Source organism: Pseudomonas shiyinii (genome assembly GCF_056725765.1).
In genome coordinates this window covers 1,365,571-1,391,971 of record NZ_CM161522.1, presented here as the reverse complement: position 1 = coordinate 1,391,971, position 26,401 = coordinate 1,365,571, and the positions used below count along the sequence as shown (strand labels likewise).

At 63.5% G+C, this 26,401-nt stretch carries 23 protein-coding genes; 9 read left to right on the top strand and 14 right to left on the bottom strand.

What is annotated here, in order from left to right; translation table 11 throughout:
• Positions 1 to 6: 6 nt before the first annotated feature.
• Both ACXHGZ_RS06530 and ACXHGZ_RS06525 read left to right on the top strand, forming a co-directional pair.
• Complete coding sequence (locus ACXHGZ_RS06530; protein ID WP_480462953.1) at positions 7 to 579, top strand: peptidoglycan binding protein CsiV; 573 nt, start codon at positions 7 to 9, stop codon at positions 577 to 579.
• Between the two features lies 1 nt (position 580).
• On the top strand, positions 581 to 3,901 hold the full coding sequence (locus tag ACXHGZ_RS06525) for a DEAD/DEAH box helicase (protein WP_480462951.1): 3,321 nt from the start codon (positions 581 to 583) through the stop codon (positions 3,899 to 3,901).
• 59 nt (positions 3,902 to 3,960) lie between these two features.
• On the opposite strand, the gene nagZ is transcribed toward ACXHGZ_RS06525, so the two are convergent.
• The 3 genes from nagZ to ACXHGZ_RS06510 are packed head-to-tail and all read right to left on the bottom strand — an operon-like array spanning position 3,961 to position 6,261.
• On the bottom strand, positions 3,961 to 4,959 hold the full coding sequence (gene nagZ / locus ACXHGZ_RS06520) for a beta-N-acetylhexosaminidase (RefSeq protein WP_480464003.1): 999 nt from the start codon (positions 4,957 to 4,959) through the stop codon (positions 3,961 to 3,963).
• A gap of 23 nt (positions 4,960 to 4,982) precedes the next feature.
• Positions 4,983 to 5,507 carry a L,D-transpeptidase family protein gene (locus tag ACXHGZ_RS06515; protein WP_480462950.1) on the bottom strand — a complete coding sequence of 175 codons (525 nt, stop codon included), beginning with the start codon at positions 5,505 to 5,507 and terminating at the stop codon, positions 4,983 to 4,985.
• A 40-nt stretch (positions 5,508 to 5,547) separates the two neighbouring features.
• Positions 5,548 to 6,261: a TetR/AcrR family transcriptional regulator gene (locus tag ACXHGZ_RS06510; RefSeq protein ID WP_084858185.1), complete on the bottom strand. Its 714-nt coding sequence runs from the start codon at positions 6,259 to 6,261 to the stop codon at positions 5,548 to 5,550.
• 244 nt (positions 6,262 to 6,505) lie between these two features.
• Between ACXHGZ_RS06510 and lexA the strand changes: the two genes are divergently transcribed.
• A complete protein-coding gene (gene lexA, locus ACXHGZ_RS06505) occupies positions 6,506 to 7,114 on the top strand; it encodes a transcriptional repressor LexA (protein ID WP_084858186.1) in 609 nt (202 codons plus the stop codon).
• A gap of 13 nt (positions 7,115 to 7,127) precedes the next feature.
• Positions 7,128 to 7,616, top strand: a complete 489-nt coding sequence (gene sulA / locus ACXHGZ_RS06500) for an SOS-induced cell division inhibitor SulA (protein ID WP_084858187.1) — start codon at positions 7,128 to 7,130, stop codon at positions 7,614 to 7,616.
• A gap of 49 nt (positions 7,617 to 7,665) precedes the next feature.
• On the opposite strand, the gene ACXHGZ_RS06495 is transcribed toward sulA, so the two are convergent.
• From ACXHGZ_RS06495 to ACXHGZ_RS06465, 7 genes are all read right to left on the bottom strand, one after another.
• Positions 7,666 to 7,899 carry a hypothetical protein gene (locus ACXHGZ_RS06495; protein WP_084858188.1) on the bottom strand — a complete coding sequence of 78 codons (234 nt, stop codon included), beginning with the start codon at positions 7,897 to 7,899 and terminating at the stop codon, positions 7,666 to 7,668.
• A 51-nt stretch (positions 7,900 to 7,950) separates the two neighbouring features.
• Positions 7,951 to 8,472 (bottom strand): DUF6586 family protein, encoded by a 522-nt coding sequence (locus ACXHGZ_RS06490; RefSeq protein ID WP_480462949.1) that lies wholly within the window; start codon positions 8,470 to 8,472, stop codon positions 7,951 to 7,953.
• A 221-nt stretch (positions 8,473 to 8,693) separates the two neighbouring features.
• The gene (topA, locus tag ACXHGZ_RS06485; protein ID WP_480462947.1) at positions 8,694 to 11,303 is read right to left on the bottom strand and encodes a type I DNA topoisomerase; all 2,610 of its coding nucleotides are present in this window, start codon (positions 11,301 to 11,303) and stop codon (positions 8,694 to 8,696) included.
• 100 nt (positions 11,304 to 11,403) lie between these two features.
• Complete coding sequence (locus ACXHGZ_RS06480; RefSeq protein ID WP_480462945.1) at positions 11,404 to 11,655, bottom strand: DUF1653 domain-containing protein; 252 nt, start codon at positions 11,653 to 11,655, stop codon at positions 11,404 to 11,406.
• 78 nt (positions 11,656 to 11,733) lie between these two features.
• Positions 11,734 to 12,909, bottom strand: a complete 1,176-nt coding sequence (gene fadA, locus ACXHGZ_RS06475) for an acetyl-CoA C-acyltransferase FadA (RefSeq protein ID WP_480462944.1) — start codon at positions 12,907 to 12,909, stop codon at positions 11,734 to 11,736.
• A gap of 31 nt (positions 12,910 to 12,940) precedes the next feature.
• On the bottom strand, positions 12,941 to 15,088 hold the full coding sequence (gene fadB, locus ACXHGZ_RS06470; protein ID WP_480462943.1) for a fatty acid oxidation complex subunit alpha FadB: 2,148 nt from the start codon (positions 15,086 to 15,088) through the stop codon (positions 12,941 to 12,943).
• A 381-nt stretch (positions 15,089 to 15,469) separates the two neighbouring features.
• Positions 15,470 to 15,907 (bottom strand): hypothetical protein, encoded by a 438-nt coding sequence (locus ACXHGZ_RS06465; protein ID WP_480462942.1) that lies wholly within the window; start codon positions 15,905 to 15,907, stop codon positions 15,470 to 15,472.
• Positions 15,908 to 16,015: 108 nt separating this feature from the next.
• On the opposite strand from ACXHGZ_RS06465, the gene ACXHGZ_RS06460 reads away from it, so the two are divergent.
• Positions 16,016 to 16,459: a universal stress protein gene (locus ACXHGZ_RS06460; RefSeq protein ID WP_084859247.1), complete on the top strand. Its 444-nt coding sequence runs from the start codon at positions 16,016 to 16,018 to the stop codon at positions 16,457 to 16,459.
• 120 nt (positions 16,460 to 16,579) lie between these two features.
• On the opposite strand, the gene ACXHGZ_RS06455 is transcribed toward ACXHGZ_RS06460, so the two are convergent.
• Positions 16,580 to 18,514, bottom strand: a complete 1,935-nt coding sequence (locus tag ACXHGZ_RS06455) for an ATP-binding cassette domain-containing protein (protein WP_084859249.1) — start codon at positions 18,512 to 18,514, stop codon at positions 16,580 to 16,582.
• Between the two features lie 221 nt (positions 18,515 to 18,735).
• Here ACXHGZ_RS06455 and ACXHGZ_RS06450 point away from each other — a divergent pair, with 221 nt between their 5' ends.
• Positions 18,736 to 20,664 (top strand): transglycosylase SLT domain-containing protein, encoded by a 1,929-nt coding sequence (locus ACXHGZ_RS06450; protein ID WP_480462940.1) that lies wholly within the window; start codon positions 18,736 to 18,738, stop codon positions 20,662 to 20,664.
• A gap of 236 nt (positions 20,665 to 20,900) precedes the next feature.
• Here ACXHGZ_RS06450 and ACXHGZ_RS06445 read toward each other — a convergent pair whose 3' ends face one another.
• Both ACXHGZ_RS06445 and ACXHGZ_RS06440 read right to left on the bottom strand, forming a co-directional pair.
• A complete protein-coding gene (locus ACXHGZ_RS06445; protein ID WP_480462938.1) occupies positions 20,901 to 21,704 on the bottom strand; it encodes an MOSC domain-containing protein in 804 nt (267 codons plus the stop codon).
• Positions 21,705 to 21,764: 60 nt separating this feature from the next.
• Positions 21,765 to 22,700: a chemotaxis protein CheV gene (locus tag ACXHGZ_RS06440; RefSeq protein ID WP_480462937.1), complete on the bottom strand. Its 936-nt coding sequence runs from the start codon at positions 22,698 to 22,700 to the stop codon at positions 21,765 to 21,767.
• A 339-nt stretch (positions 22,701 to 23,039) separates the two neighbouring features.
• Between ACXHGZ_RS06440 and ACXHGZ_RS06435 the strand changes: the two genes are divergently transcribed.
• The 3 genes from ACXHGZ_RS06435 to ACXHGZ_RS06425 all read left to right on the top strand — a co-directional run bounded on the left by ACXHGZ_RS06435 (position 23,040) and on the right by ACXHGZ_RS06425 (position 25,377).
• Complete coding sequence (locus ACXHGZ_RS06435) at positions 23,040 to 23,552, top strand: histidine kinase (RefSeq protein ID WP_480464002.1); 513 nt, start codon at positions 23,040 to 23,042, stop codon at positions 23,550 to 23,552.
• A gap of 285 nt (positions 23,553 to 23,837) precedes the next feature.
• Positions 23,838 to 24,728, top strand: coding sequence for a sensor histidine kinase (locus ACXHGZ_RS06430; protein WP_480462935.1), 891 nt, complete (start codon positions 23,838 to 23,840; stop codon positions 24,726 to 24,728).
• Positions 24,718 to 25,377, top strand: coding sequence for a response regulator (locus ACXHGZ_RS06425; RefSeq protein WP_224458495.1), 660 nt, complete (start codon positions 24,718 to 24,720; stop codon positions 25,375 to 25,377). The genes ACXHGZ_RS06430 and ACXHGZ_RS06425 overlap by 11 nt, the downstream gene beginning before the upstream one ends.
• Here the strand turns inward: ACXHGZ_RS06425 and yegS are convergent.
• Positions 25,361 to 26,248 (bottom strand): lipid kinase YegS, encoded by an 888-nt coding sequence (gene yegS, locus ACXHGZ_RS06420; RefSeq protein ID WP_480462933.1) that lies wholly within the window; start codon positions 26,246 to 26,248, stop codon positions 25,361 to 25,363. The two genes, ACXHGZ_RS06425 and yegS, sit on opposite strands and share 17 nt — an antisense overlap.
• Between the last annotated feature and the right edge of the window lie 153 nt (positions 26,249 to 26,401).

Genomic DNA, 26,401 nt, shown 5'->3' with positions numbered 1-26,401 from the left:
AGATCCATGCGTGCCATCCGTTGCCTGACCTTGATGCTGACGCTGTTCGCGCCGGCCGCCTTCGCCGAAGGCCTTTATCAGGTAGAAATGATCCTGCTGCGTCAGAACGCCGTGCCCGCGGTGACCAGCCCGTTCGCCCCGGAAGACTGGAGCGCTGGCGCGCCACGCCTGGACAAGGCAGCCGAACGGCCGCTGGCGCTGGACGATGAAGCCACCCGCCTGCAGGCGACCGCCGACTACACCGTGCTGCTGCACAAGGCCTGGCAACAGCAGGTCGGCAGCACCCCAAGCCGCATTGCCCTGAGCGCCGGCGAAGAGCAGTTCGGGCATTTCCCCATCGAAGGCAACCTGAGCATCGCCGATGGCCGCTTCATCGCCGTGGACGCCAATTTCTGGGTCAACCAGCTCGACGGCAATGGTAGCGTGATGCGCAGCGAGCAGTTCAGGCAGAGCAACAGCAACATGAAGGCCAACCAGCTGACCTTCCTCGACGGCGGGCACCTGGCCGTGCTGCTGAAGGTCACCCCCGCCGGCATGCGCAAGCTGCCGGTGCTCGACCCGGAGATGATGGAGCAATGAGGTGAGCGCGTGCGATGTGCAGCAGCTGCTCCAGGCCAACGGGAGCTGGACATCCGCCTTCGATGCCGGAGCGCTTGGCCGTGGCCTGGACTATGCCATCCAGGGCAAGGTCAAGATTCTTTCGGCCCATGAGCAGACGGTCGAGGCGGTTTGCTCGGGCTCCGCGGGCCAGCGCTACAACCAGACGATCCACCTGCTGCACAGCGGCGCACAGCTGCGTGTGCTCGGGCGCTGTACTTGCCCGGTAGGGACCAACTGCAAGCACTGCGCCGCCGCGCTGTTTCACCTGCAAGACTGCATCGAAGACCCCTCGACACCCGGCTGCGGGCCATCGCTCCCCCCCGAACTGAGCCAATGGGTCAAGGCGCTCGAAGCCCCCACGGCCGCGCCGGCAGAGCAAAAGTCCGCGCGCAAGGGGCCGGCCATCTACTACCAGGTCAAGCTCGACCGTATGCAGTGCCGCCTGGAAGCCCTCAAGGGCACCCTGCAAAGCGACGGCAGGCTGAAGCTGGGCAAGATCACCTCGTTGCCGGAGATGATCTACTACACCCCTCGCTACGTGACCGAAGAAGATGCTCGCCTGCTGCGCCTGATCAGCTCGCAGAACAAAGCCATCGTTTCGCCGTCGACGCCGCTGGAGGGCAAGAAAGGGGCGGAATTGCTCGAATATGCCCTGGCCACAGGTCGCCTGCTGTTCGAAGACCACGCCGAGCCGTTCACCCAGGGGCCCGAGCAGTCAGCGGAGTTCCGTTGGGTGCGCCAGGACAACGGCAGCTACCGCGGCGCTTGGTACAACGATGGCCATGCCCTGTTCCCGGTGCTGCCGCTGGCCCCGTTGTATTACGTGGATACCCAAGCCCGCCAAACAGGCCGGCTCCAGCATGACCTGGACCCCTTCATCGCCAGCCAGCTGGCTCGCGCCCCGACGGTACCCGAGGATCTGGTCGTGCCGCTGAGCCATCGGCTCAACGCCCTGAACCGTCAGGTCCCCACGCCCACCACCGTGCGCAGCGAAGAACACGACCACATCCAGCCACGCCCGCACCTGACCCTCGGCAGCCTGGAGTTCAGCGCCTACATGCCCAAGACCGGGCGCATGCAGCGCCAGACGCAGCACCGCGCCGCCCTGGCCTTCAACTACGACGGTCTGCTGGCCAGCGGCAGCGACGAAAAGCCCCTGAACCGCCTCGTGGGCGAGACCAGCCAACGCATCCACCGCCAGCCCCAGGCCGAACAGGCCATACGCAAGACCTTGCGCGGGCTTGGCTTCAAGCCTGCCACCCGGCAGAGCAAGGCCCTGCCCGACAGCGCTGGCGAAATGTTCCAGCTCGCCGACGACGAAGCCTGGCTGCTGTTCGCCCGTGAAGGCCTGCCACGCCTGCGCGAGGCCGGCTGGGAAATCGACATTCCCCGGGATTTCGCCTTCGACCTGCAGGACATCGACGAGTGGTACGCCACCCTCGACGAAACACCCGGCCATGAATGGTTCGACCTGGAGCTGGGGATCGTGGTCGATGGCCAACGCCACAGCCTGCTGCCGATCATGCTGCAACTGCTGCGCAGCAGCCCCGAACTGCTGCGCCCCAGCGAGCTGGCCCGGCGCAGCGACGACGAACACCTGCTGATCGACCTCAACCGCGGCCGCCAGGACACCCCTGCCCTGCGCGTCGCCCTGCCCTATGGTCGCATCAAGGCGGTCATGGGTACCTTGGGCGAGCTGTACCTGCACGAACATGCCGGCGGCCCCTCCCTGCGCCTGGACCGCGCCGACGCCGCGCGACTGAACGACATCGACCACCTGCCATTGCGCTGGGAAGGCGGCGAACACCTGCGCGACCTGGGCCGACGCCTACGCGATGCCCGCGACCTGCAGGTCGAACCACCCAAAGGGCTGAACGCTGCGCTGCGCCCCTATCAGCAACAAGGCCTGAACTGGCTGCAAGCACTGCGTGAAATGGGCACCGGCGGCATCCTCGGCGACGACATGGGCCTGGGCAAGACCCTGCAGACCCTGGCCCACCTGCTGCTGGAAAAGGAAAACGGCCGACTGCAGCAACCCGCCCTGGCAGTGATGCCCACCAGCCTCGTGCCCAACTGGCTCGACGAAGCCCAACGCTTCGCCCCCGGTCTGCGCGTGCTGACGCTGCATGGCCCGGGGCGCAGCAAGCATTTCAACACGCTGCTCGACTACGACCTGGTGCTGACCACCTATGCCTTGGCGCCGCGAGACCTCGAGCACCTGCGCACGGTGTCCTGGAGCGTGTTGATCCTGGACGAAGCCCAGAACATCAAGAGCAGCACCAGCAAGGCCGCCCAGGCGGTGTGCGAACTGCAGGCCGGCCAGCGCCTGTGCCTGACCGGCACGCCAATGGAAAACAACCTGGGCGAGCTGTGGTCGCTGTTCCACTTCCTGATGCCCGGCTGGCTGGGCGACCTCAAGCGCTTCAACCAGGACTACCGCACGCCCATCGAACGCCACGGCGACAGCGAACGCATGGCTCACCTGACCAGCCGCATCCGCCCCTTCCTGCTGCGCCGCACCAAGGAGCAGGTGGCCACCGAATTGCCCGCCAAGACCGAGATGATCCATTGGGTCGAGCTCAGCGATGCCCAGCGCGACACCTACGAAACGGTACGGGTGGCGATGGACAAGAAAGTCCGCGACGAAATCGCCCGCAACGGCGCGGCACGCAGCCAGATCGTCATCCTCGACGCCCTGCTCAAGCTGCGCCAGGTCTGCTGTGACCTACGCCTGGTCAAGGGCGTGGAAGCCAAGGGCAACCAGGCCGACAAAGGCAAGCTGGGCAGCCTGATGGAGATGCTCGAGGAGCTGCTCAGCGAAGGGCGAAAGGTGCTGCTGTTTTCCCAGTTCACCTCGATGCTGGCCTTGATCGAGGCCGAACTGGACAAGCGCAGAATTCGCTACAGCCTGTTGACCGGCGATACCCGCGACCGTCGCACACCCGTGCAGCAGTTCCAGAACGGCCACAGCGAAGTGTTCCTGATCAGCCTCAAGGCCGGCGGTACCGGCCTGAACCTGACGGCCGCCGACACGGTGATCCACTATGACCCTTGGTGGAACCCGGCCAGCGAGAACCAGGCTACCGACCGAGCCTATCGCATCGGGCAGGACAAGCCGGTGTTCGTGTTCAAATTGATCACCCGGGGAACGGTGGAAGAAAAGATCCAGCAATTGCAGCAGGAGAAGGCCGCGCTGGCGGCCAGCCTGCTCGATGGCGGGCAGGCCGGGCAGTGGCGCCTGGGCGATGACGAGATCGAGGCGCTGTTCGCGCCGTTGCCGGGCAAACGTAGTCGGTCCTGATATTGTCGCCGGCAAGCTGGCCCACAGCGTTGGGAGCCGGCTTGCCAGATAGGGCTCGCTCAATCGATCAATTGCGCTTGCTTCAAGGCCCCCAGTGCCTCCAGCCAGCGCGGCTGCTGACGGTAGTCGGTACGCGCGAACCCTCGCCCGCGCATTCCCGCGATCCGCGGCGACGGCCTGACCTTCAGGCGCTGCGCCGCGCTCAAGGCCAGCTCCGCCGCGGCCCGGTCATTGCACACCAGCCCCATGTCGCAACCGGCGCTCAGCGCGGCCTCGATACGGCTGGCCGCATCCCCTACCACATGGGCGCCAGCCATCGACAGGTCATCACTGAAGATCACCCCCTTGAAGCCCAATTCGCCGCGCAAGATGTCCTGCAGCCAGCGACGCGAGAAGCCAGCCGGCTGGTTGTCCACCTGCGGGTAGATCACATGGGCCGGCATCACGGCCGCCAACTGGCCACTCAGGCGCGTGAACGGCACCAGGTCGGCCTGGCGCAATTGCTCCAGGCTGCGCTCATCCGTCGGGATGGCCACATGGGAGTCCGCTTCCGCCCAGCCATGGCCGGGGAAGTGTTTGCCGCAGGCGGCCATGCCGGCTGCGTTCATGCCGCGGATGAAGGCTCCGGCCAACTGCGTGGCCCGCGCCGGGTCGCCTTCGAAGGCACGGCTGCCGACCACCGCACTGCGCTGGTGATCGAGGTCCAGTACCGGCGCGAAGCTCAGGTCCAGGCCGACTGCCAGCACCTCGGTCGCCATCACCCAACCGCACTGCTCGGCCAACTGCTCGGCGTTGGCGTTGTCGGCGATCGCACGCATGGCCGGCAGGCGCACGAAGCCCTGGCGCAGGCGCTGGACCCGGCCGCCCTCCTGGTCGACCGCCAGGATCAGGTCGGGCCGGATGGCGCGGATGGAGGCGCACAGCTCGCGCACCTGGCGGGGGCTGTCGATGTTGCGGGCAAAGATGATCAGGCCGGCCACCTCGGGCTGGCGCAATAGATGGCGGTCTTCGGCGGTCAGCCATTTACCGGCGATATCCACCATCAGGGAGCCTTGCAGGCTGGCGGTCATAATTGAATCCTTCAGTGAAGAGGCAGGGAGTTCCATTGCGGGCAGGCGGCTTCGTCGATCTGCACCCGGCAATGCTCCTGTATACGGTCGAACAGCGGCACCAGGTCGCTGTTCCTCATGCGTATGCATCCATGGGACAGCGGCACGCCCATAGGTTCAGTGTCCGGTGTGCCATGCAGGTAGATGTAGCGGCGAAAGGTGTCGACCTGACCGAGACGGTTGAATCCCGGCTCGCAGCCGCTGAGCCAGAGGATGCGGCTCAAGATCCAGTCTCGCCCGGGAAAACGTGCGTGCAACGCTTCGGACCAGACCTCGCCGGTCCAGCGTCGGCTGCTCAGCACGGCGCCCTGCGGCAAGCCGGCACCGATCTTCGCGCGGACCTGATGCAGGCCCCGGGGTGTGCAACCCGAGCCATTGCGCTCGCCAGCCCCGTTGCGCGCCGTGGACACGGCCAGGCGCACGCGCAACTCGCCCTGGGCGAACCCATAGAGGCGCTGGTCGGCGAGGGAAATGTGCAGGAAATCGAGGTCAGGCATGGGCGCTAGCTTAGCTCAAGCGCCCTTCCACGCCCAGCGCTCAGGCCTTGGCCGAGGCCGGTGCAGAACCGGTCTTGCTGCGCGGACGCAATTGCGCGGCGGCCATCGCTTCGTCAGTGACACCGCTGTCGGCGCGCATACCAGCGGCCAGGAACGGCACCATCAAGCGCATCACCTGTTCGATCGAGGTGTCGACGCCGAAGTCGGTCTCGGCAATGGCGCGCAAGGCCTTGATGCCCGACATGCTGAACGCCGCCGCGCCGAGCATGAAGTGCACGCGCCAGAACAGCTCCAACGGTGGAATACGGGGGGCGGCCTCGTTGACCAGCAGCATGTAGCGGCGGAACACCTTGCCGTACATGTCTTCCAGGTAGCGGCGCAGGTGCCCCTGGCTCTGGCTGAAGGCCAGGCCCAACAGACGCATGAAGATCGACAAGTCGTTGTTGCTGCGCGGTTGCACGGCCAAAGCCTGCTCCACCAGCATTTCCAGGAGCTCTTCCAGGCTCGGTCGCGGCTCGGGGCGAGCCTGGCGTCGGTCCAGCTCACGCTCGAGGCTTGCGCAGAACGGGCCGAGGAAACGTGAGAAGACCGCCTGGATCAAGGCTTTCTTGGAGCCGAAATGGTAGTTCACCGCCGCCAGGTTGACCCCGGCCTTGCTGGTGATCAGCCGCAACGAGGTTTCCGCGAACCCCCTTTCCGCGAACAGCTGCTCGGCAGCATCGAGAATGCGTTCAACGGTTTCGGATTGGGCCATGACTACTCCGCCTGACAAACAGTTGTTTGAAACATACGTTTCAAGCAGGCCTCTTGTCAAGGCTCGGTGACTGGTGGGTCGCCATTTAACCACAGCTCCGCATGTCACGCTGCAGCCCGCGTATCCCGTAGCCTGGGCGATGAAAGTCAGCCTCGTGTGAAGCTTTTCTCGTCGTCAAGTGCTTGCAGCTGGCCATCCACTGTATATAATTCCAGTCACTGTATAAAAAGACAGAGCGCCCGCCATGTTGAAACTGACGCCACGCCAAGCCGAAATCCTGGCCTTCATCAAACGCTGCCTGGAAGACAACGGCTTCCCGCCGACCCGTGCGGAAATCGCTCAGGAATTGGGGTTCAAGTCCCCCAACGCCGCCGAGGAACACCTCAAGGCGCTGGCCCGCAAGGGTGCGATCGAAATGACGCCGGGCGCCTCCCGTGGCATCCGCATTCCCGGCCTGGAAACCAAGGCGGAAGAAAGCGGCCTGCCAATCATCGGCCGCGTCGCCGCCGGTGCCCCGATCCTCGCCGAGCAACACATCGAGGAATCCTGCAACATCAACCCGGCCTTCTTCCACCCCCGCGCCGACTACCTGTTGCGCGTGCACGGCATGAGCATGAAGGACATCGGCATCTTCGACGGCGACTTGCTGGCGGTGCATACCTGCCGCGAAGCCCGCAACGGCCAGGTCGTCGTCGCCCGCATCGGCGATGAAGTGACCGTCAAGCGTTTCAAGCGCGAAGGCAGCAAGGTCTGGCTGATCGCCGAAAACCCCGAATTCGCCCCCATCGAAGTCGACCTGAAAGAACAGGAACTGGTGATCGAGGGCTTGAGTGTCGGCGTCATTCGCCGCTGATCCAGGAGGCGTCATGCAGCAGTTCATCCATGCACCCCAGCAAGCACAGCTGCCCCTGTTCGAGGCCTTCCTGGCCCAGCCGGTGCTGCCTGGCCTGAAAGCCCGCAACGGCGCCGCAGAGCAACCACGCAAGCCCCAGCAGCCCGAGTTGTTCAGCGAACTGTCCCTGCGTGGCGCACCTGGCCACTGCCAAAGCCTGCTGGCGCCGGTTCTACGAGAACTGAGCGAAGAGGACGAAACCCGCTGGCTGACCCTCATTGCACCGCCCGCCAGCCTGACCCAGGCCTGGCTACGCGATGCCGGCCTCAACCGTGAACGCATCCTGTTGCTGCAACCAGGCGCGAACCAGAGCGCCCTGCAACTGGCCTGCGAAGCCTTGCGTCTGGGCCACAGCCATACCGTGGTCAGCTGGCTTGGCAACCTCAATGCCACAGCGCGCCAGCAACTGATCCGCGCAGCCACGACCGGAAACGCACAAAGCCTGAACATCCGCCTCGGCTGATGTTCAGGCTTTGCCTGTCTTTCAATTTCTGAATTACAAAGCGCAAGGCTCAATGCAGAACGCGTGGCCCTTCCTCGTGCTCGAGATCGCCCTCGACCAGGCGACCTGCCATTTGCACGCCGACGCTCAACATGGCCTTGGCCACTTCCACATGCTGGCCTTGCAGGAACGCCTTGGCGTCCTCGGAGAAATCCAGGGTCACCAAAGAACCCTCGTCCTCGGCACGGCGCAGCTCGATCCGGCCATCAGGCAACTCGACAATTTCTAGAAAGGACGTTGACATATAGGGCCTGCTTTTCACGAAAGGCCGGTATTGTACCAGCCACCGCCGCTGTCAGCACTCACTCAACGCGTCACGGAAACGTCGTATCAAGCCCTTGAGATTGTTGCGCCAACTTTCCAGCTCCTCCCGGGAGAGCAGTGGCTGCTCGGGCTCGTCCAGATTCACAGCCTGGATCAAAGGCTGGGTGACATCAGTTTTCGGTGCTTTTTTGGCGACCGGCGGTCGGAACAAATCGGCATAAGCACGAAGCAATTGCGCGAGCCAGGTTTCCGGCTGACGCGCCAGTTCCAGCATTTCGGCCACCTCCGGAATGGCGATGCCATTGAGCGCCTCCTCATTGAGCAACAGCTCCACCTGCGCTGCCGCCGCTTGCGGCAAACGGTAGAAGCCGGCGATCTCATGGCATAGACCGAGCAGCGCGCCATACAAGTGGAACAGCGCCGATTCACGCTCCGCCTGGATCAGGCCCTGGGCATTCATCGCCTGGCTGTCGGCAGCCTTGGCCATGGACTCCAGGGCAAGCCCTGCGAAGAACAGTTTCTGGTTGGTGCGGGTGTAGAGTTCCTGGGCCATTTCGAATGGCCTCCCTAGGCTGCAAGGCGATGCCTCAGTTTCAGGGATCGCCCCGCCCTGCCGCAAGCCGAATGTCATAAAAGACAAGGGCCGCTTCGTGCCCCATCGCGGGACAAACCCGCTCCTGCAGGGTTGCGCCGCCTTCATGGTCAGCGCTGATCCTGTGGGAGCGGGCTTGCCCCGCGATGGGGCGCGAAGCGGCCTCTTTTAGCGCTTACCGATCAGCGCTTGTCTTCGACCTTCCACGCCTTGCCGTCGTAGAACGCCTTCCAGCCCGTCGGCTTGCCGTCCACCTCGGACTGCACGTACTGCTCCTTGGTCTTGCGGCTGTAGCGGATCACCGCCGGGCGGCCATCCGGGTCCTTCTGCGGCGCATCGCACAGGAAGTGGTACTTCGGGTCGATCTCATGCTTGTGCGGGACGATTTCCAGCACAAGCGGCGCACGGGTTTCGCGGTTCTTCGGGAACTGGCTGGCAGCCAGGAACAGCCCCGAGGCACCATCGCGCAGCACGTAGGTATCGTCGACCTTCTCACACTTGAGCTCCGGCATGTCCACCTTGTCCATCTTCGGCGGCGCCGCCTCACCGTTCTTGAGCAGCTTGCGCGTGTTCTTGCACGCAGGGTTGGTGCAACCGAAGAACTTGCCGAAACGGCCGGTCTTTAGCTGCATCTCGCTGCCGCACTTGTCACATTCCAGGCTCGGCCCTTCGTAACCTTTGATGCGGTAGCTGCCCTCTTCGATCTCGTAGCCCGGGCAGTCCGGGTTGTTGCCACAAATGTGCAGCTTGTGTTTTTCGTCCAGCAGGTAGGCATCCATCGCCGTGGCGCAGATCGGGCAACGGTGCTTGCCACGCAACACCAGAGATTCGGACTCGCCTTCATCGTCAGCAGCGATCTCGTCACCTGGCACCAGGTTCACGGTGGCCTTGCAACGTTCCTTCGGCGGCAGGCTGTAGCCCGAGCAGCCGAGGAAGACCCCCGTGGAGGCAGTACGGATCATCATCGGCCGGCCGCATTCCTTGCACGGAATGTTGGTCAGCGTCGGCTGGTTGGCACGCATGCCGTTCTCGGCCGACTCGGCGGTCAGCAGCTTCTTGCTGAAGTCGCCATAGAACTCGTCGAGGACGTTCTTCCAGTCACGCTCGCCCTGGGCCACGTCATCGAGGTTCTCCTCCATGCCGGCGGTGAAGCCGTAGTCCATGAGGTTGGAGAAGCTCTCCGAGAGGCGCTCGGTGACGATGTCGCCCATCTTTTCGGAATAGAAGCGACGGTTGTGCAGGGTCACGTAGCCGCGGTCCTGGATGGTGGAGATGATCGCCGCGTAGGTCGACGGGCGGCCGATGCCGCGCTTTTCCATTTCCTTGACCAGGCTGGCTTCGGTGTAGCGCGCCGGTGGCTTGGTGAAATGCTGGCTGGGGTCGAGCTGGATGAGCTTGAGCACCTCGCCCTGGGCCATTTCCGGCAGCACGTCATCTTCGCCCGGCTTGCTCTGCTGGGGCAGCACACGGGTGTAGCCGTCGAACTTGAGGATACGGCCCTTGGCACGCAGCTCGAAATCGCCGGCATTGACCGTGACGCTGGTGGACAGGTACTGCGCAGGCGGCATCTGGCAGGCCAGGAACTGGCGCCAGATCAATTCGTACAGGCGTTCGGCGTCCCGCTCCATGCCACTGAGCTTGCTCGGGTGGGTGTTCACGTCCGAAGGACGAATCGCCTCGTGCGCCTCCTGGGCGCCTTCCTTGCTGCCATACACCACCGGCTTTTCAGGCAGGTACTGCTTGCCGAATTCGCGCTCGATGTAGCTGCGCGCCATATCCAGCGCATCGACCGACAGGTTGGTCGAGTCGGTACGCATGTAGGTGATGTAGCCGGCCTCGTAGAGGCGCTGCGCCATCATCATGGTTTTCTTCACGCCGAAGCCCAGGCGGTTGCTCGCTGCCTGCTGCAGGGTAGAGGTGATGAACGGCGCAGACGGTTTGCTGCTGGTCGGGCGATCTTCACGCTTGGCCACGCTGTAGCTGGAGGCCTTGAGCTTCTCCAGGGCCGCCATGGCCTGGGCTTCGTTCAGCGGCTTGAAGGCTTCGCCTTTTTCGCGCGCCACTTCGAAGCGCACCTTGGCGTTCTTGGCAGTGCCCAGGTCAGCATGGACTTCCCAGTACTCTTCCGGGACGAATGCACGGATCTCACGCTCGCGCTCTACCACCAGCTTGACCGCCACCGACTGTACGCGACCGGCCGAAAGGCCACGGGCGATCTTGGCCCACAGCAGCGGCGAAACCATGTAGCCAACCACGCGATCGAGGAAGCGGCGCGCCTGCTGGGCGTTGACTCGGTCGATGTCCAGCTCGCCCGGCTGGGAGAACGCTTCCTGGATGGCCTTCTTGGTGATTTCGTTGAATACCACGCGCTTGTAGCGGGTGTCGTCGCCACCAATGGCCTCGCGCAGGTGCCAGGCGATGGCCTCCCCTTCGCGGTCCAAGTCGGTTGCGAGATAGATGGTGTCGGCATCTTTGGCCAGGCGACGCAATTCGTCGATGACCTTTTCCTTGCCGGGCAAGATCTCGTACTTGGCCTTCCAGCCGGCTTCCGGGTCGACGCCCATGCGTGCCACCAGCTGGCGACGGGCCTTCTCTTTCGGCGACAGGGCCGGCGCCTCACCTGCGGCCTTGCCGCGCTTGGCCGCCGGTTCCTTGCTGGCGCTGGCCGAACCGCTGGTGGGGAGGTCTCGGATATGGCCGATACTCGACTTCACCACGTACTGGCTGCCCAGGTACTTGTTGATGGTCTTGGCCTTGGCCGGGGATTCCACAATGACCAGCGATTTGCCCATGGATCGGAGTATTCCTGAATCTGAAGATGAAAAACGCGTCAGGTGCCGGACGCGGCACCGCTATATATAGTGGCAACAGAGTGAGGTCAAGCGCTCAGGTTCAGTCGCTTGCCGTGTCGGGACGCTTGAACATCCCCTCCTCGGCCTTGACCAAAGCAAAGCGCGGCACCTGCTCGCCGTCAACCTCGACGGACTCCAGGAACATCGACAGTGGCCGCACCCACAGCCCATATTCACCATACAGGGCCTGGTAGAACACCAGCCACTCTTCGGTCTCGGAATGCCGTGCAACACTGAACACACGGTATTCCGGCCCTTTGTAATGCCGGTACACGCCTGGCTGTATCTGCATGTCGCCCACCCTCTTGAAACAAATCTTGTAAAAAACAAAAACCGGGGCACAAGGCCCCGGTTGCTGTCGACGACGCGATCAGACGCGTTCGAAGACAGTCGTGATGCCCTGGCCCAGGCCGACGCACATGGTGGCGACCCCCAGGGTACCGCCATTCTGCTTCATGACGTTGAGCAGGGTGCCGGAAATCCGCGCGCCCGAGCAACCGAACGGGTGGCCCAAGGCGATGGCGCCGCCGTGCAGGTTAACCTTCTCATCCATCTTGTCGAGCACTTTCAGATCCTTGAGCACTGGCAGGGCCTGTGCGGCGAAGGCTTCGTTGAGCTCGATGAAGTCGATATCGGCCATGGTCAGGCCGGCGCGCTTGAGGGCTTTCTGGGTCGACGGCACCGGGCCGTAGCCCATGATCGCCGGGTCTACGCCCGCCACGGCCATCGAACGGATCACCGCCAAGGGCTGGATCCCCAGGTCCATGGCACGCTGGCCGGACATGACGATCATGCACGAGGCACCATCGGTGATCTGCGACGAAGTACCCGCGGTGACGGTACCGCCCTTGGGGTTGAATGCCGGCTTGAGCGATGCCAGGCCTTCGAGGGTGGTTTCCGGGCGAATGGTCTCGTCGTAGTCGAAGACCTTGAGGAAACCGTTCTCGTCATACCCTTGCATCGGGATGATCTCGTCCTTGAACTTGCCTTCGACCGTTGCCTTGTGGGCAAGCTGGTGCGAACGCAGACCGAACAGGTCCTGCTGCTCACGGGTGATGCCGTGCATCTTGCCGAGCATCTCGGCAGTCAGGCCCATCATCCCCGAGGCCTTGGCCGCGTGCAGGGACAGGTGCGGGTTCGGGTCGACACCATGCATCATGCTGACGTGACCCATGTGCTCCACGCCGCCGACCACGAACACGTCGCCGTTGCCGGTCATGATCGCCTGGGCAGCGGTATGCAGCGCGCTCATCGACGAGCCGCACAGGCGGCTGACGGTCTGGGCCGCCGAGGTGTGCGGGATCGGTGTCATCAGCGACGCCATGCGGGCGATGTTCCAGCCCTGCTCGAGGGTCTGGTTGACGCAGCCCCAGATCACGTCCTCGACTTCCTTCGGATCGACCTTGCCGTTGCGCTCCAGCAGCTTGCTGATCAGGTGCGCGGACATGTCCTCGGCACGGGTGTTGCGGTGCATACCACCCTTGGAACGGCCCATCGGCGTGCGACCGAAGTCGACAATCACCACGTCTCTTGGATTCAGGCTCATATCAATACTCTCGCTCTAACTCGTTGGGCGCTCAGTTGAAGAAGCGCTGGCCGCTCTTGGCCATTTCGCGCAGCTTCGCGGTCGGGTGGTACAGCGGCCCCAGATCGGCGTACCGGTCTGCCAGGGCGACGAACTCGGCGACCCCGATCGAATCGATGTAGCGCAGCGCGCCACCGCGGAAGGGAGGGAAGCCGATGCCGTACACCAGGCCCATGTCCGCCTCGGCAGCGGTTTCGACGATGCCGTCTTCCAGGCAGCGAACGGTCTCCAGGCACAGCGGGATCATCATCCAGTTGACGATGTCCTCGTCGCTCACTTCACGCTGTTCGAAGACGATCGGCTTGAGCACTTCCAGCACCGAGGGGTCGGCGACCTTCTTCGGCTTGCCGCGCTTGTCGGTTTCGTAGGCGTAGAAGCCCTTGCCGTTCTTCTGGCCCAGGCGGTTGGCCTCGTACAAGGCATCGACGGCGGAACGGCGATCATCCTTCATGCGGTCCGGGAAGCCTTCGGCCATGACGTCGCGGCCATGGTGGCCGGTGTCGATGCCGACCACGTCCATCAGATAGGCCGGGCCCATGGGCCAGCCGAACTTTTCCATGACTTTGTCGATGCGCACGAAGTCCACGCCTGCGCTGACCAGCTTGGCGAAACCACCAAAGTACGGGAACAGCACGCGGTTGACCAAGAAGCCCGGGCAGTCGTTGACCACGATCGGGTTCTTGCCCATCTTCTTGGCGTAGGCCACGGTGGTGGCGACCGCCACGTCACTGGACTTCTCGCCACGGATCACTTCCACCAGCGGCATCATGTGCACCGGGTTGAAGAAGTGCATGCCGACGAAATTCTCCGGGCGCTTGAGCGCCTTGGCCAGCAGGTTGATGGAGATGGTCGAGGTGTTGGAGGCAAGGATCGCATCCTCCTTGACCTGCCCTTCCACTTCCGCCAGCACGGCCTGCTTGACCTTCGGATTCTCGACCACGGCCTCGACGACGATATCGACAGTGCCGAAATCACCGTAGGACAGGGTCGGGCGAATGGCATTGAGCGCCTCGGCCATCTTGGCCGGGGTCAGGCGGCCCTTCTCGACACGCTTGCCGAGCAGTTTGGAGGCTTCGTTCAGGCCCAGCTGGATGGCCTCTTCGCGGATGTCCTTCATCAGGATCGGCGTGCCCTTGACCGCCGACTGGTAGGCGATGCCACCCCCCATGATGCCGGCGCCGAGCACGGCGGCCTGCTTCACGTCGTGGGCGATCTGGTCATGGGCCTTGGCCTTGCGCTTGAGTTCCTGGTCATTGAGGAACAGGCCGACCAGGCTTTCGGCGACCGAGGTCTTGGCCAGCTTGGCAAAGCCTGCGGCTTCGACTTCCAGGGCTTTGTCACGGCCGAAGTTGGCCGCCTTCTGGATGGTCTTGATGGCTTCGACCGGTGCCGGGTAGTTCGGGCCGGCCTGGCCTGCCACGAAGCCCTTGGCGGTCTCGAAGGCCATCATCTGCTCGATGGCGTTGAGCTTGAGCTTTTCCAGCTTGGGCTGGCGCTTGGCCTTGTGGTCCAGCTCGCCGCTGATGGCGCGCTTGATCAGGTCCAGGGCTGCGGCCTGCAGCAGCTCGGGGGCCACCACGGCATCGACGGCACCGACCTTCAGGGCGTCCTCGGCACGGTTTTCCTTGCCGGCGGCGATCCACTCGATGGCGTTATCCGAACCGATCAGGCGTGGCAGGCGCACGGTACCGCCGAAGCCCGGGTAGATACCCAGCTTGACTTCAGGCAGGCCGATCTTCGCCGTGCTGGACATCACGCGGTAGTCTGCTGCCAGGCACATCTCCAGGCCGCCGCCCAGGGCGATGCCGTTGATGGCGACAACGGTCGGCACTTCGAGGTCTTCGAAGTCGTTGAAGATGCGGTTGGCTTCCAGGTTCCCGGCGACCAGCTCGGCCTCGGGCAGCTTGAAGTTGTCGACGAATTCGGTGATGTCGGCGCCGACGATGAACACGTCCTTGCCGCTGCTGACGATCACGCCCTTGATGGCGGCGTCGGCCTTGATGGCATCCACGGCCTGGCGCAGTTCGTCCAGGGTCAGGCGGTTGAACTTGTTGACGGACTCACCCTTGAGGTCGAACTTCAGTTCGACGATGCCGCTTTCAAGAGCCTTAACCGTGATGGCTTTACCTTCGTAAATCATCAACTGATCTCCACGATATGGAAGCTGAACTGTACACGCCGAACGCTGGCATAAGGGCCGGCTTGGCCCCTACCCAGGCACACCCGTCAGCGCGCGAGTCGGGATTCTGTTAGAGCCGTTCGACATACAAACGCTCAATTCATACGCCCGTTTGATTTGGGTACGCACACATTCCTCGAAAAGATCGACGTTGTCAAATGCTCGCAAGCACGGTGAAAACGCGACTTTCCGGTCATTTTGCACCCACTGGGTACGAAACATGATGACAGTGATGGGCAGGTATTCATGGCGCAGCGCATGCCTTGAATTTTGCGGCGCCGATGAAATCGAACGCCGCGCGGGGGGCGCTGGATCTCACATCCGCCCAATACCCCAACCCTATCAAGCGAGGGCTTCGAGGACCTGGGCAATATCCTGCAAAACAGATTTGTCGCCCCGCTCGCTCCAGTACAGGGCAAGCATGCGGCTGTCGGCTTCGATCTTGTAGACGCTCGCCGGCAGGCGCGCAAAGGCCTCGCACAGACGCGCGTCCTCGCATGGTTCGCGCCACTGGTTCCACCACACACCCGGGGTGACCTGCCAATACACCCAGGTATCGTCATGGCCTTTACGCCGCGCGCGGTGGTATTGCGGGCAAGGGCTTGGCGGCTCCTTTTCCAGCCAATGAGGCCAGGTCTGGGGCGCCAGCTGCATGGCAAGGCCCATGCGTCGCCCCTCCATGCGCAAGTTCATCTGTTCACTCTGCTGGCGCGATGGGCGCAACCAGGCCAAGGGGCTGAGAATCAGCGCAAGGATTGACACCACCAGCCATACCGTCATATCTGTAGTTCCCATAAAGCGTTGCAAATGAGCTGGTTAGCCAGGTTTCACGGCATTCGGCCCGAAAGCGACCATACTTCTACTATCGCGATTGCAGGAGTACCACCCATGTCCTACGAACATCTTCTGGTCGCCGTCGACCTGACCGAAGAATGCGACCCGGTGATCAAGCGCGCCATGAAACTCGCCGAACCCACGGGCGCCAAGGTCTCCCTGGTGCATATCGTCGAACCCATGGCCATGGCCTTTGGCGGAGACGTGCCAATGGACCTGTCGCAATTGCAGCAGCAACAGTTCGACCAGGCCAAGGAGCGCATGGATCGCCTGTTCAACAAGTACCCGACCATCAACCGTGGCGACTCGCACCTGACCTACGGCCAGCCACGCCAGGAAATCCACCAGCTGGCCAAGGAGCAGAATTGTGACCTGATCGTGGTGGGCAGCCATGGCCGCCATGGCCTGGCCCTGCTGCTGGGCTCCACCGCCAACGACGTGCTGCACGGTGCGCCTTGTGACGTGCTGGCGGTACGCCTGCTGAAGAAAGAAGGCTGACACGTACTTGCGGCTGCTTTGCAGCCCGCTCCTACAGGGCCAGCGATGCCCCTGCAGGAGCGGCGCTGCGGCGGTCCCGCTTGCCCCGCGATGGGGCGCATAGCGCCCCCCCGATACGCTCTACCCTTCCAACTCGGCCCAACGCTCGACCAGGGCATCCAGCTCACCCTGCATCTGCTCCAGCTTGGCCAGTACTGCCGAAGTCTCGCCAATCGGGCGCTGGTAGAAACCAGGGGCATTGACCTCTTCCTGGACCGCGGCCATACGCTGCTCCAGCGCGTCGATCTGTCCCGGCAGGGCTTCCAGCTCGCGCTGCAGCTTGTAGCTGAGCTTCTTCTTCCCAGGCTCCACCGCAGCGGCAGACGCAACCGGCGCTGGCGCCGCCTGCTCGACAGGCTTCTCCACCACCGCGCTGCCAAGCTCTGCCTTGCCGCCCTTGCTCTCGGTCACGCCCAGCAGCTTTGGCGAGCCGCCCTGACGGATCCAATCCTCATAGCCCCCAACATATTCACGCACCCGCCCCTGGCCTTCGAACACCAGGGTGCTGGTGACCACGTTGTCGAGGAACGCCCGGTCGTGGCTGACCATCAACACGGTGCCCTTGAAGTTGGACAGCACTTCCTCGAGCAGCTCGAGGGTTTCGACGTCCAGGTCGTTGGTCGGCTCGTCCAGCACCAGCAGGTTGGCCGGCTTGCTGAACAGCTTGGCCAGCAACAGGCGCGCCCGCTCACCGCCCGACAAGGCCTTGACCGGCGTGCGGGCACGCTGGGGGCTGAACAGGAAATCGCCCAGGTAGCTGAGCACGTGGCGATTCTGGCCATCGATCTCGATGAAGTCGCGCCCCTCGGCAAGGTTGTCGATCACCGTTTTTTCCAGATCCAGCTGGTGACGCATCTGGTCGAAGTAGGCGACTTCCAGCTTGGTGCCGCGCTCGACCTTGCCACTGCTGGGCTCCAGGTCACCCAGCATCAGCTTGAGCAAGGTGGTCTTGCCGGTGCCATTGGCGCCCAGCAGGCCGATGCGGTCCTCGCGCTGCAGGACCATGGAGAAATCCTTGACCAGCATGGGGCCGTCGGCATGGGCGAAACTGACGTTCTCCAACACCATGACCTGCTTGCCGGACTTGTCCGCCACCTCGATCTGGATGTTCGCCTTGCCCTGGCGCTCACGCCGTTCGCCACGCTCCACACGCAGGGCCTTGAGGGCGCGTACACGGCCTTCGTTGCGGGTACGCCGAGCCTTGATACCCTGACGAATCCACACTTCCTCCTGGGCCAGGCGCTTGTCGAACAGCGCATTGGCGGTTTCCTCGGCGGCCAGCATGGCCTCCTTGTGCACCAGGAAGCTGGCGTAGTCACCGTTCCAGTCGATCAGGCCGCCGCGGTCCAGCTCGAGGATACGGGTGGCCAGGTTCTGCAGGAAGGAACGGTCGTGGGTGATGAACAGCACCGCACCGTTGAAACCGCTCAGGGCTTCCTCGAGCCAGGCGATGGCGCCGATGTCCAGGTGGTTGGTCGGCTCGTCGAGCAGCAGCAGGTCGGGTTCGGACACCAGAGCCTGGGCCAGCAGCACACGACGACGCCAGCCACCGGAAAGCTCTGCCAGGGTCTTGTCGGCCGGCAGCTGCAGGCGGCTCAGGGTACTTTCCACCACTTGCTGCAGGCGCCAGCCGTCGCGGGCCTCGAGCTCGTGCTGGACATGCATGAGTTTCTCCAGGTCGGCGTCGCCCTGGATGTTCTGACTCAGGTGGTGATATTCGGCCAGCAGCGCCCCGACACCGTCCAGACCCTCGGCCACGACGTCGAACACGCTGCGCTCGTCGGCCACCGGCAACTCCTGCGGCAACTCGCCGATCTTCAGGCCCGGGGCCCGCCAGATCTCACCGTCATCGGGCCGTTGCTCGCCCTTGACCAGGCGCAGCATGCTCGACTTGCCGGTGCCGTTGCGACCGATGATGCACACCCGCTCGCCACGCGCGATCTGCCAGGACACCTTGTCCAGCAGCGGCATGGCACCGAACGCGAGGGACACATCGCTGAATTTGAGCAGGGTCATAATCGTCTCCAAAAACCGGGCACGCATTCTACCTGACTTACCCCTTCCCGGCATCAACCCGGCCCTATTCCAAGGGCCGCGCGACACCCGGTCGAAGATTATCTCTGGATACCAGCACAGTGCTTTCATCCGCCGCCAGCAAACGGCTAAGCTAAGGCAATAGATCCCAACAGTGCTGGCTCCGCCGTCACTTTCCCATGGTTCAACTGCCCGGACGTCTCATGCGCAGCCGCCTGTTCCAACTCGTTTCCTGCCTGCTGCTCACCGCCACCGCCGCGAGCGCGGCACAGGCCATCGACATCACCCAGCAACGTCAGTACTACGACGAAGCCAAGCGCGCCCTGGCCAAGGGCGACAAAGGCCCCTACCTGCGCTACGCCCAGGCACTGCGTGACTACCCGCTGACGCCCTACCTGGCCTATGACGAGCTCACCGCCCGCCTCAAGAGCGCCAGCAACCAGGAAATAGAAGGTTTCCTCGCCAAGCACGGCGACCTGCCCCAGGCCAACTGGATGAAGCTGCGCTGGCTGCGCTGGCTGGCCGAGCGCGGAGAGTGGAACACATTCGTCAAGTACTACGACCCCAAGCTCAACTTCACCGAGCTGGACTGCCTGAACGGGCAGTACCAGATCACCCACGGTCAGCGTGCCGAGGGCTTCGCCAGCGCCGAAAAACTGTGGAACGTGGGCAAGTCGCAACCGGCGGCCTGCGACACCTTGTTCGGCCTCTGGGCCGCCGAGGGCCAGTTGACCGAAGCCAAGCGCTGGCACCGGGCCAAGCTGGCGGCCCAGGCACGCAACTACGGCCTGGCCAACAGCCTGGTGAAAAGCCTGACCACCCTCGCCCCCCAAGGCCGCCTACTGATCGACGTGGCGCAGAAGCCGCAACTGCTCAACCAGCCGTCGCGCTTCACCCCGGCCAACGAGGCCATGTCCGATGTGGTCAGCCTGGGCCTGCGCCGCCTCGCCCGCCAGGACCCGGAACGGGCCATGGCGCTGCTCGACGACTACGCCCAGCGCATGCACTTCTCCCGTGACGAGAAAGTCGCCATCGCTCGCGAGATCGGCCTGACCCTGGCACGCCGCTATGACCCGCGCGCCCTCGACCTGATGACGCGCTACGACCCCGAACTGCGCGACAACACCGTCAGTGAATGGCGCCTGCGCCTGCTGCTGCGCCTGGGGCGCTGGGAAGAGGCCTACAAGCTGACCCAACGCCTGCCCCAGGACCTGGCCAGCAGCAACCGCTGGCGCTACTGGCAGGCACGCAGCCTGGAGCTTGCCCAGCCGAACAACCCACAGATCCCGCTGCTGTACAAGACCGTGGCCCGTGAACGCGACTTCTATGGCTTCCTGGCCGCCGACCGGGCGCAAGCGCCCTACCAGTTGAACAACAAGCCGCTGGTGCTGAGCCAGCAGGTAATCAACAAGGTTCGCAACACCCCGGGCATCCGCCGCGCGTTGGAATTCCACGCCCGCGGCCAGATCGTCGAAGGCCGCCGCGAGTGGTACCACGTCAGCCGTCATTTCAACCGCGACGAGATGGTCGCCCAGGCGCGCCTGGCCTACGACCTGCGCTGGTACTTCCCGGCGATTCGCACCATCAGCCAGGCACAGTACTGGGACGACCTGGACATCCGCTTCCCCATGGCCCATCGCGACACGCTGGTACGCGAGGCCAAGGTACGCGGGCTGCATTCGAGCTGGGTGTTCGCCATTACCCGCCAGGAAAGCGCCTTCATGGAAGACGCCCGCTCCAGTGTCGGGGCCAGCGGCCTGATGCAGCTGATGCCGGCTACGGCCAAGGAGACGGCGCGCAAGTTCAACATACCGTTGGCTTCACCGTCGCAGGTGCTCAACCCAGACAAGAACATCCAGCTGGGGGCGGCTTACCTGAGCCAAGTGCACGGGCAATTCAATGGTAACCGGGTGCTGGCATCGGCAGCCTACAACGCCGGCCCCGGGCGAGTACGCCAATGGCTCAAGGGCGCCAAGCACCTGAGCTTCGATGTCTGGGTAGAATCGATACCGTTCGATGAGACCCGGCAGTATGTACAGAACGTACTGTCCTATTCGGTCATCTACGGGCAGAAGCTGAATTCACCGCAGCCGTTGGTGGATTGGCATGAGCGTTATTTCGACGATATGTAACGGGGTGGGCGACGCGGACGGGCGCTACTGGGTTCGTCGTTCGGGCCCTATCGCCGGCAAGCCGGCTCCCACCGGACCTGCGCTGTCTTCAGAGACACCGCGATACCTGTAGGAGCCGGCTTGCCGGCGATAGGCTGCAAAGCAGCCTCCAGAACCAGAGCCCTCCCGTCCACCAGGCCAGGCGCCGCCTGTAATCTTGAGGCAACAGGAGGCCGGAACACAGGGGCCCGCAGCCCCTACTCAAGCACCTCGACCGCCATCCCCACCCGCAACTCCCCACTGCCATCCACCGCCAGGTTCTGCCCGAACAACACATCCCCCTCACGCTCGCGGAACGTCTTCAAGGTCGTCAACGGTTCGCGGTCCGCGCTGCGCTCCCCGGTCGCCGGGTCCAGGGTCGTCAGGATGCAACGCACGCTGGGCTTGAGCACCCGGAAAACCAGGCCGCCGATACGAATCCGCTTCCACCCGTCCTCGGCAAACGGCTCGCCCCCCGAAACCACCAGGTTCGGTCGGAACCGCAACATCTCCATGGGCCGCCCGATCCGTCGATTCAGCTCATCGAGCGAGCCCTGCCCGATCAACAGCAAAGGAAACCCGTCCGGGAAAGCCGCACGGTCACTGTTGAACCCATAGCCATTGGGCAGGTAGCGGGCCCGCTGCTCGGGACAATGCACCAGGCGCACCGGCTTGCCGAGCAGCTCGCTCAACCAGGCCGCGGCGGCGTCGCCGGCATCGGGCACGCGCAGGGTGTCGCGCCAGATGGTCACCCCCCGCAGCGCCTCGTCGGCAGGGGGTACAGGCACCGTAAGCGGCGCCTGCCCCGGTGTTTCAAGCAGCAATTGGCCATCCACCGCATAACTGGCCTTGAGCTGCCCCAGGCGCGGCCAGGCCCGCTGGGTAAGGAAGCGCCCATTGTCTTGCTCCACCACCATCCAGCGCCGGTCGCCCTGCAGGCCCAGCACGTCTACCGCCGAAGCCTCGAGGCTCTGGGCCTGCCCCGATTTCACCGGGTACCGATACAACGCACTCAAAAACATCCCTGCCCGCCTCGTGCCAGTCGAAAGCGCAAGCTTATACCCGGCAATGGCCAGCAAGCACTAGGCGGTGGCCTCATCCAGCATCAGCCGCTGGTGGACCACCTCCACCAACCGGTCAGGCTGGAACTTGGACAGGAAGTTGTCGCAGCCGACCTTCTTGACCATCGATTCGTTGAAGCTCCCCGACAACGAGGTATGCAGCACCACGTGCAGACCGCGCAGACGGGCATCGTTGCGAATCTCCGTGGTCAGCCGGTAACCGTCCATTTCCGGCATTTCCGCATCGGTGAACACCATCAACAACTTCTCGCAGACGTCATCCCCTGCATCGGCCCACCCCTTGAGCATGCGCAAGGCCTTCAGGCCGTCACTGGCCACATGCAGCTTCATGCCCAGCTGGGACAGGGTCTCGCGCAACTGCACCAGGGCCACGCTGGAGTCGTCCACCAGCAACACTTCACGCCCACGGGCCCGCGCCAGGACCGGGTCGTCGAGCTTGTCCCGGGAAACGCGGGTGTTGTAGGGCACGATCTCGGCCAGGACCTTCTCCACATCGATCACTTCGACCAGTTGCTCATCGACCTTGGTGATCGCCGTCAGGTAATGCTGGCGCCCGGCACTGGAAGGCGGTGGCATGATCGCTTCCCAGTTCATGTTGACGATGCGATCGACACCACCGACCAGGAACGCCTGTACCGAACGGTTGTACTCGGTGACGATGATGGTGCTGTCCGGCCCCGGCTGCAGTGGACGCATGCCGATCGCCTGGGACAGGTCGATCACCGGCAGCGTCTGGCCGCGCAGGTTGACCACGCCGCAAACGAACGCATGGCGCTGTGGCATCAATGTCAGCTTTGGCAGTTGCAGTACTTCCTGAACCTTGAACACATTGATGGCGAACAACTGACGGCCTGCCAACCGGAACATGAGAATCTCCAGGCGGTTCTCACCCACCAATTGCGTTCGTTGGTCGACCGTGTCGAGAATGCCAGCCATTGGAAACCCCCAGGCTTGAGTCAGGTGAATGATGTCATCTGCCCTGTATCGGCGGCTTGAGCAGCAGCTTGACCTGCCATGAAAAATGCATGATGCCCAATTGATATCAATTTAACATCATGCTCTACTGCTTACAGCCCTTCTAGCCCCGTCCTTGCGCCCTTGCTTCGAAAACCATCAGGGTTTCCCCTAGTGGCAATCGGGTGCGACCTGATATTCCCCATATCCGTTAGCCATTAATGTGACGCCTTTCTCAATGCATGAATGGAGTCAGGCTTTGCTAGCGACAGTCTCGGTGTTGCCAAGCGCGTGTCCCGCCCTGCACACAGGGGCGTCATGATGGACAACGCACCACTGAACAATGGCGTTCTCCAGGATTTCCTGGTGGATGCACAGGTGTGGCTGACAAAGTCGCTGGAATGCCTGCAGCATCTCGAGCTGATCCACAACGATCCCGATGCCTGCTTCTGCCTGAACGAAACCCTCGAGACCCTCGCCCGTCGCGCCAACCTGCTGGGCCTGCTGGAAGTCGCCCACTACACGGCCTCCCTGCAACGGTTGCTCGAGCCAGCCTGCCGGCAACGGCATCTGGGCAGTGAAGCCTTGAGTGCGCTGCACGCATGCCTGAACCTGCTGGCCTGGCAATTGGAGCTGGTCGACGCTTCGACCGGCCGCCTCAGCCTGGATACCGAGGAACAACAGCTGCTGCTAGGCGAGTTGGCCGATGCCGTGGGTCAACCCCTTCCCGAGCTGTGCAGCCCTTGCCAGGCCCGCGGCGATGTTTGCGCTCACGCACATCCCACCCAGGCGATATCCAGGCCATCCAGCAGCCTGAACAGCCCCCGGCATTGAGGTCCCTGCCCAGGCATTCGGGTGTGTTCCGAACCCACCGTCATACAGACAGCCCACGACACGACTTAACGCTGCTTGTGCCCGAAAACACCGGGGCCCCAGGCCATTACCCAGCAGCGACCAAATGAACCTGAAGTGATACCATGCCCGCAATCGAATGCACGCGTCGCGGGTATTGTCCAATTGGATGGACACCTTCGATGACAGTTGAACGCAGGATGCCAAAGCCTCTGATCACACCCATGCAAGGCCTCCAATAGCAATAATTCAGTGGCTTTTCTACTTATGTCTCCACGCTTGAAAACTCCATCACGTTGCCGCGCCACCTTGCTGCGCTGGGCGACTGCATTGATATGCGTGGCCTCCCTGCTTGCCAACCTGATGCTGAGCCTGCGCGGGCAGCCGTTGCCTGCCAGCCTGCTGCTGTTGCAAGTGCTCGCCCTGGCCGGCGTTTTCTGGCACTGGCGTCAATGGGGGCGATCGATCAGCCTCCGGCCGTCAGAACTGGCCGATCGCATGCTCAAGGTCCAGGAAAGCGAACGGCAACGCCTGAGCCGCGAGCTGCATGACGACATCGGCCAATTGCTCACGGCCGCAAAGCTCCAGGTCGACTGGCTCCAACGGCGCATGCCAGCCGATCTGCAGGCGCACTGCGACACCTTGCGCAAGACCCTCGACAACACCTTGGGCAATGTACGCGACGTCTCCGCTCTTCTGAATCCGCGTGAACTGGCCAGCCTGGGCCTGGAGGCCAGCCTGCGCGCCCACTTGCTGCGAACGCTGGAAAACAGCGGGGTGCATTGGAGCCTGGAGTGTCACCAGCGTTTGGGGGGCATCTGCGAGGACGTTGCCATGGCGGCCTTTCGCATCACCCAGGAAGCCGTTACCAACATGTTGCGCCACGCCAATGCTCGCAACCTCACGATCAGCCTGCGGCGTACCCCTTCGGGCCTCGCCCTGTCGATCCAGGACGACGGTTGTGGCTTCGCGCCTGCCACCGACCCGGCCGAGGCAGGCCAGCGCGGCATGGCAGGCATGCTGGAACGCGCCACTGCCCTGCAAGGCAGCCTGACCATCACCAGCCAACCCGGCCAAGGCACCCGGATCGACGCCGTGTTCCCATGGCCACCGCGCACCGAAGAGCGTGCCAGGATACCTGCCTCCCATGACCTGTAGATTATTGCTGGTGGATGACCACTCGCTGATCCGTGCCGGCGTGCGCGCCCTGGTGTCCGATATTCCCGGCTATGCGGTGGTTGGCGAGGCCGACGACGGCAGCCAGTTGCTGGAAATGGTCCAACGCCTGGCCCCGGACATCGTCCTGCTGGACATCTCCATGCGCTCGACCAGCGGCCTGGATGCCTTGAACCAGCTCCAGGCAAACGGTCTCGCATGCAAGGTACTGATCCTTTCCATGCATACCGACCCTGATCTGATCATGCGCGCCCTGGAGAGCGGTGCCCATGGCTATCTACTCAAGGACACCACAGCCAACGAACTGGAACAGGCCTTGGCTGCCTTGCGCAGCGACGAACGGTACCTGAGCCCAGCGATCGCCCACACGGTGATCAACCAGGCGCTGCTGCGTGCCCAAGATGGCAAGCAGCCTGCGGTCGATCGACACAACCTGACCGCCCGCCAGCTGGAAATCCTGCGCCTGATCGTGCGCGGCAAGTCGACCCGGGAGATCGCAAGCGGCCTGGGCCTTTCCATCAAGACCGTCGAAACCCACCGCTCGCAGATCATGAAACGCCTGCAAATCTATGACGTTGCCGGCCTCGTGCTGTTTGCGGTGCGCGAGAAGATCATCAGCCTCGACGACTGAGCACTGGCGAGTCCTCCGGCAAGTGCAGGCGCAATGCCCCCGGGCAGGCCTCGAAGCGCAGGCTGTCGGCCTGCAGCGGCTCGCCGTCGAGGTTGATGTCCAACCCCTGGGAGCCCTTGATTTCGACCCAGGGCAGGCGGGCCCGGACGAACAACCCTTCTCCGGCCAGCAACTCACGCAACGCCCCGACCATCTCCTGGGGCGCAGGCAAGATGCCGATGTCCAGCAAACCGTCGTCGACCATTGCGTCGGGGCACAGCACATGCCCGCCACCCGCCTGGCGGCCGTTGCCGATGCCCAGCGCGAGCAAATCGCCCTGCCAGTGGAAGTCCGGCCCTTGCAGTTCCACCGAGGCGGCCTGCAATTCGCTGAAACGCGACAACCCCGTGAACAAGTAGGCCGCAGCGCCCAACACCTTCTTCAAGTCTTCCGACGTGTTGGCGGTCACCTGGCTGCCGAAGCCGCCGGTGGCCATGTTGAGGAACAGCTGGTCGCCGACCTTGCCCAGGTCCACCGCCCGGGCCGGCTGCTCCAGCAGGTTCAGCGCAGCCTCAGGCTCCAGCGGTACACCTGCAGCCTTGGCAAAGTCGTTTGCCGTACCCAAGGGTAGCAACGCCAGGCTGGCCGAGTGGCTGGCCTGGCCCATGGCTTCGGCGATGTCGCGCAGCGTGCCATCCCCACCACCGGCGACCACGTGCGGATAACCGGCGGCCAAGGCCTCGCCGACCAACCGCTGGGCGTCGCCCGCCTCCCAGGTCAAACGTACATCCAGCGTCCAGCCGCGCTCACGCAGGGTACCCACGGCACTGCGCACCTCTTCGTTCATGGCCTGCTTGCCATGCAGGATCAACATTGCCTTGCGCTCGCCCATCACGCTTCCCCTCGCCTTTTCGCTTCCAATCTCGACCACGACTGATGGCCAATGGTTGCATGGCATGAGTGAGATAGAACCTGACCAACCGACAAAAACTTGGCTCTCCAGACCAGCCGCCTGGCACCCCGGCCATTTTATTGACTATGCTCA

Coding starts and splice junctions, on each gene's coding strand:
- yegS (WP_480462933.1), bottom strand. CDS start 26,248: ATGGGCGAGCGCAAGGCAATGTTGATCCTGCATGGCAAGCAGGCCATG.
- ACXHGZ_RS06490 (WP_480462949.1), bottom strand. CDS start 8,472: ATGGCCCAGGAACTCTACACCCGCACCAACCAGAAACTGTTCTTCGCA.
- ACXHGZ_RS06530 (WP_480462953.1), top strand. CDS start 7: ATGCGTGCCATCCGTTGCCTGACCTTGATGCTGACGCTGTTCGCGCCG.
- ACXHGZ_RS06460 (WP_084859247.1), top strand. CDS start 16,016: ATGTCCTACGAACATCTTCTGGTCGCCGTCGACCTGACCGAAGAATGC.
- ACXHGZ_RS06455 (WP_084859249.1), bottom strand. CDS start 18,514: ATGACCCTGCTCAAATTCAGCGATGTGTCCCTCGCGTTCGGTGCCATG.
- ACXHGZ_RS06445 (WP_480462938.1), bottom strand. CDS start 21,704: ATGTTTTTGAGTGCGTTGTATCGGTACCCGGTGAAATCGGGGCAGGCC.
- lexA (WP_084858186.1), top strand. CDS start 6,506: ATGTTGAAACTGACGCCACGCCAAGCCGAAATCCTGGCCTTCATCAAA.
- ACXHGZ_RS06515 (WP_480462950.1), bottom strand. CDS start 5,507: ATGCCTGACCTCGATTTCCTGCACATTTCCCTCGCCGACCAGCGCCTC.
- ACXHGZ_RS06435 (WP_480464002.1), top strand. CDS start 23,040: ATGGACAACGCACCACTGAACAATGGCGTTCTCCAGGATTTCCTGGTG.
- fadB (WP_480462943.1), bottom strand. CDS start 15,088: ATGATTTACGAAGGTAAAGCCATCACGGTTAAGGCTCTTGAAAGCGGC.
- ACXHGZ_RS06430 (WP_480462935.1), top strand. CDS start 23,838: ATGTCTCCACGCTTGAAAACTCCATCACGTTGCCGCGCCACCTTGCTG.
- sulA (WP_084858187.1), top strand. CDS start 7,128: ATGCAGCAGTTCATCCATGCACCCCAGCAAGCACAGCTGCCCCTGTTC.
- ACXHGZ_RS06465 (WP_480462942.1), bottom strand. CDS start 15,907: ATGACGGTATGGCTGGTGGTGTCAATCCTTGCGCTGATTCTCAGCCCC.
- ACXHGZ_RS06440 (WP_480462937.1), bottom strand. CDS start 22,700: ATGGCTGGCATTCTCGACACGGTCGACCAACGAACGCAATTGGTGGGT.
- ACXHGZ_RS06495 (WP_084858188.1), bottom strand. CDS start 7,899: ATGTCAACGTCCTTTCTAGAAATTGTCGAGTTGCCTGATGGCCGGATC.
- topA (WP_480462947.1), bottom strand. CDS start 11,303: ATGGGCAAATCGCTGGTCATTGTGGAATCCCCGGCCAAGGCCAAGACC.
- ACXHGZ_RS06425 (WP_224458495.1), top strand. CDS start 24,718: ATGACCTGTAGATTATTGCTGGTGGATGACCACTCGCTGATCCGTGCC.
- ACXHGZ_RS06450 (WP_480462940.1), top strand. CDS start 18,736: ATGCGCAGCCGCCTGTTCCAACTCGTTTCCTGCCTGCTGCTCACCGCC.
- fadA (WP_480462944.1), bottom strand. CDS start 12,909: ATGAGCCTGAATCCAAGAGACGTGGTGATTGTCGACTTCGGTCGCACG.
- ACXHGZ_RS06480 (WP_480462945.1), bottom strand. CDS start 11,655: ATGCAGATACAGCCAGGCGTGTACCGGCATTACAAAGGGCCGGAATAC.
- ACXHGZ_RS06510 (WP_084858185.1), bottom strand. CDS start 6,261: ATGGCCCAATCCGAAACCGTTGAACGCATTCTCGATGCTGCCGAGCAG.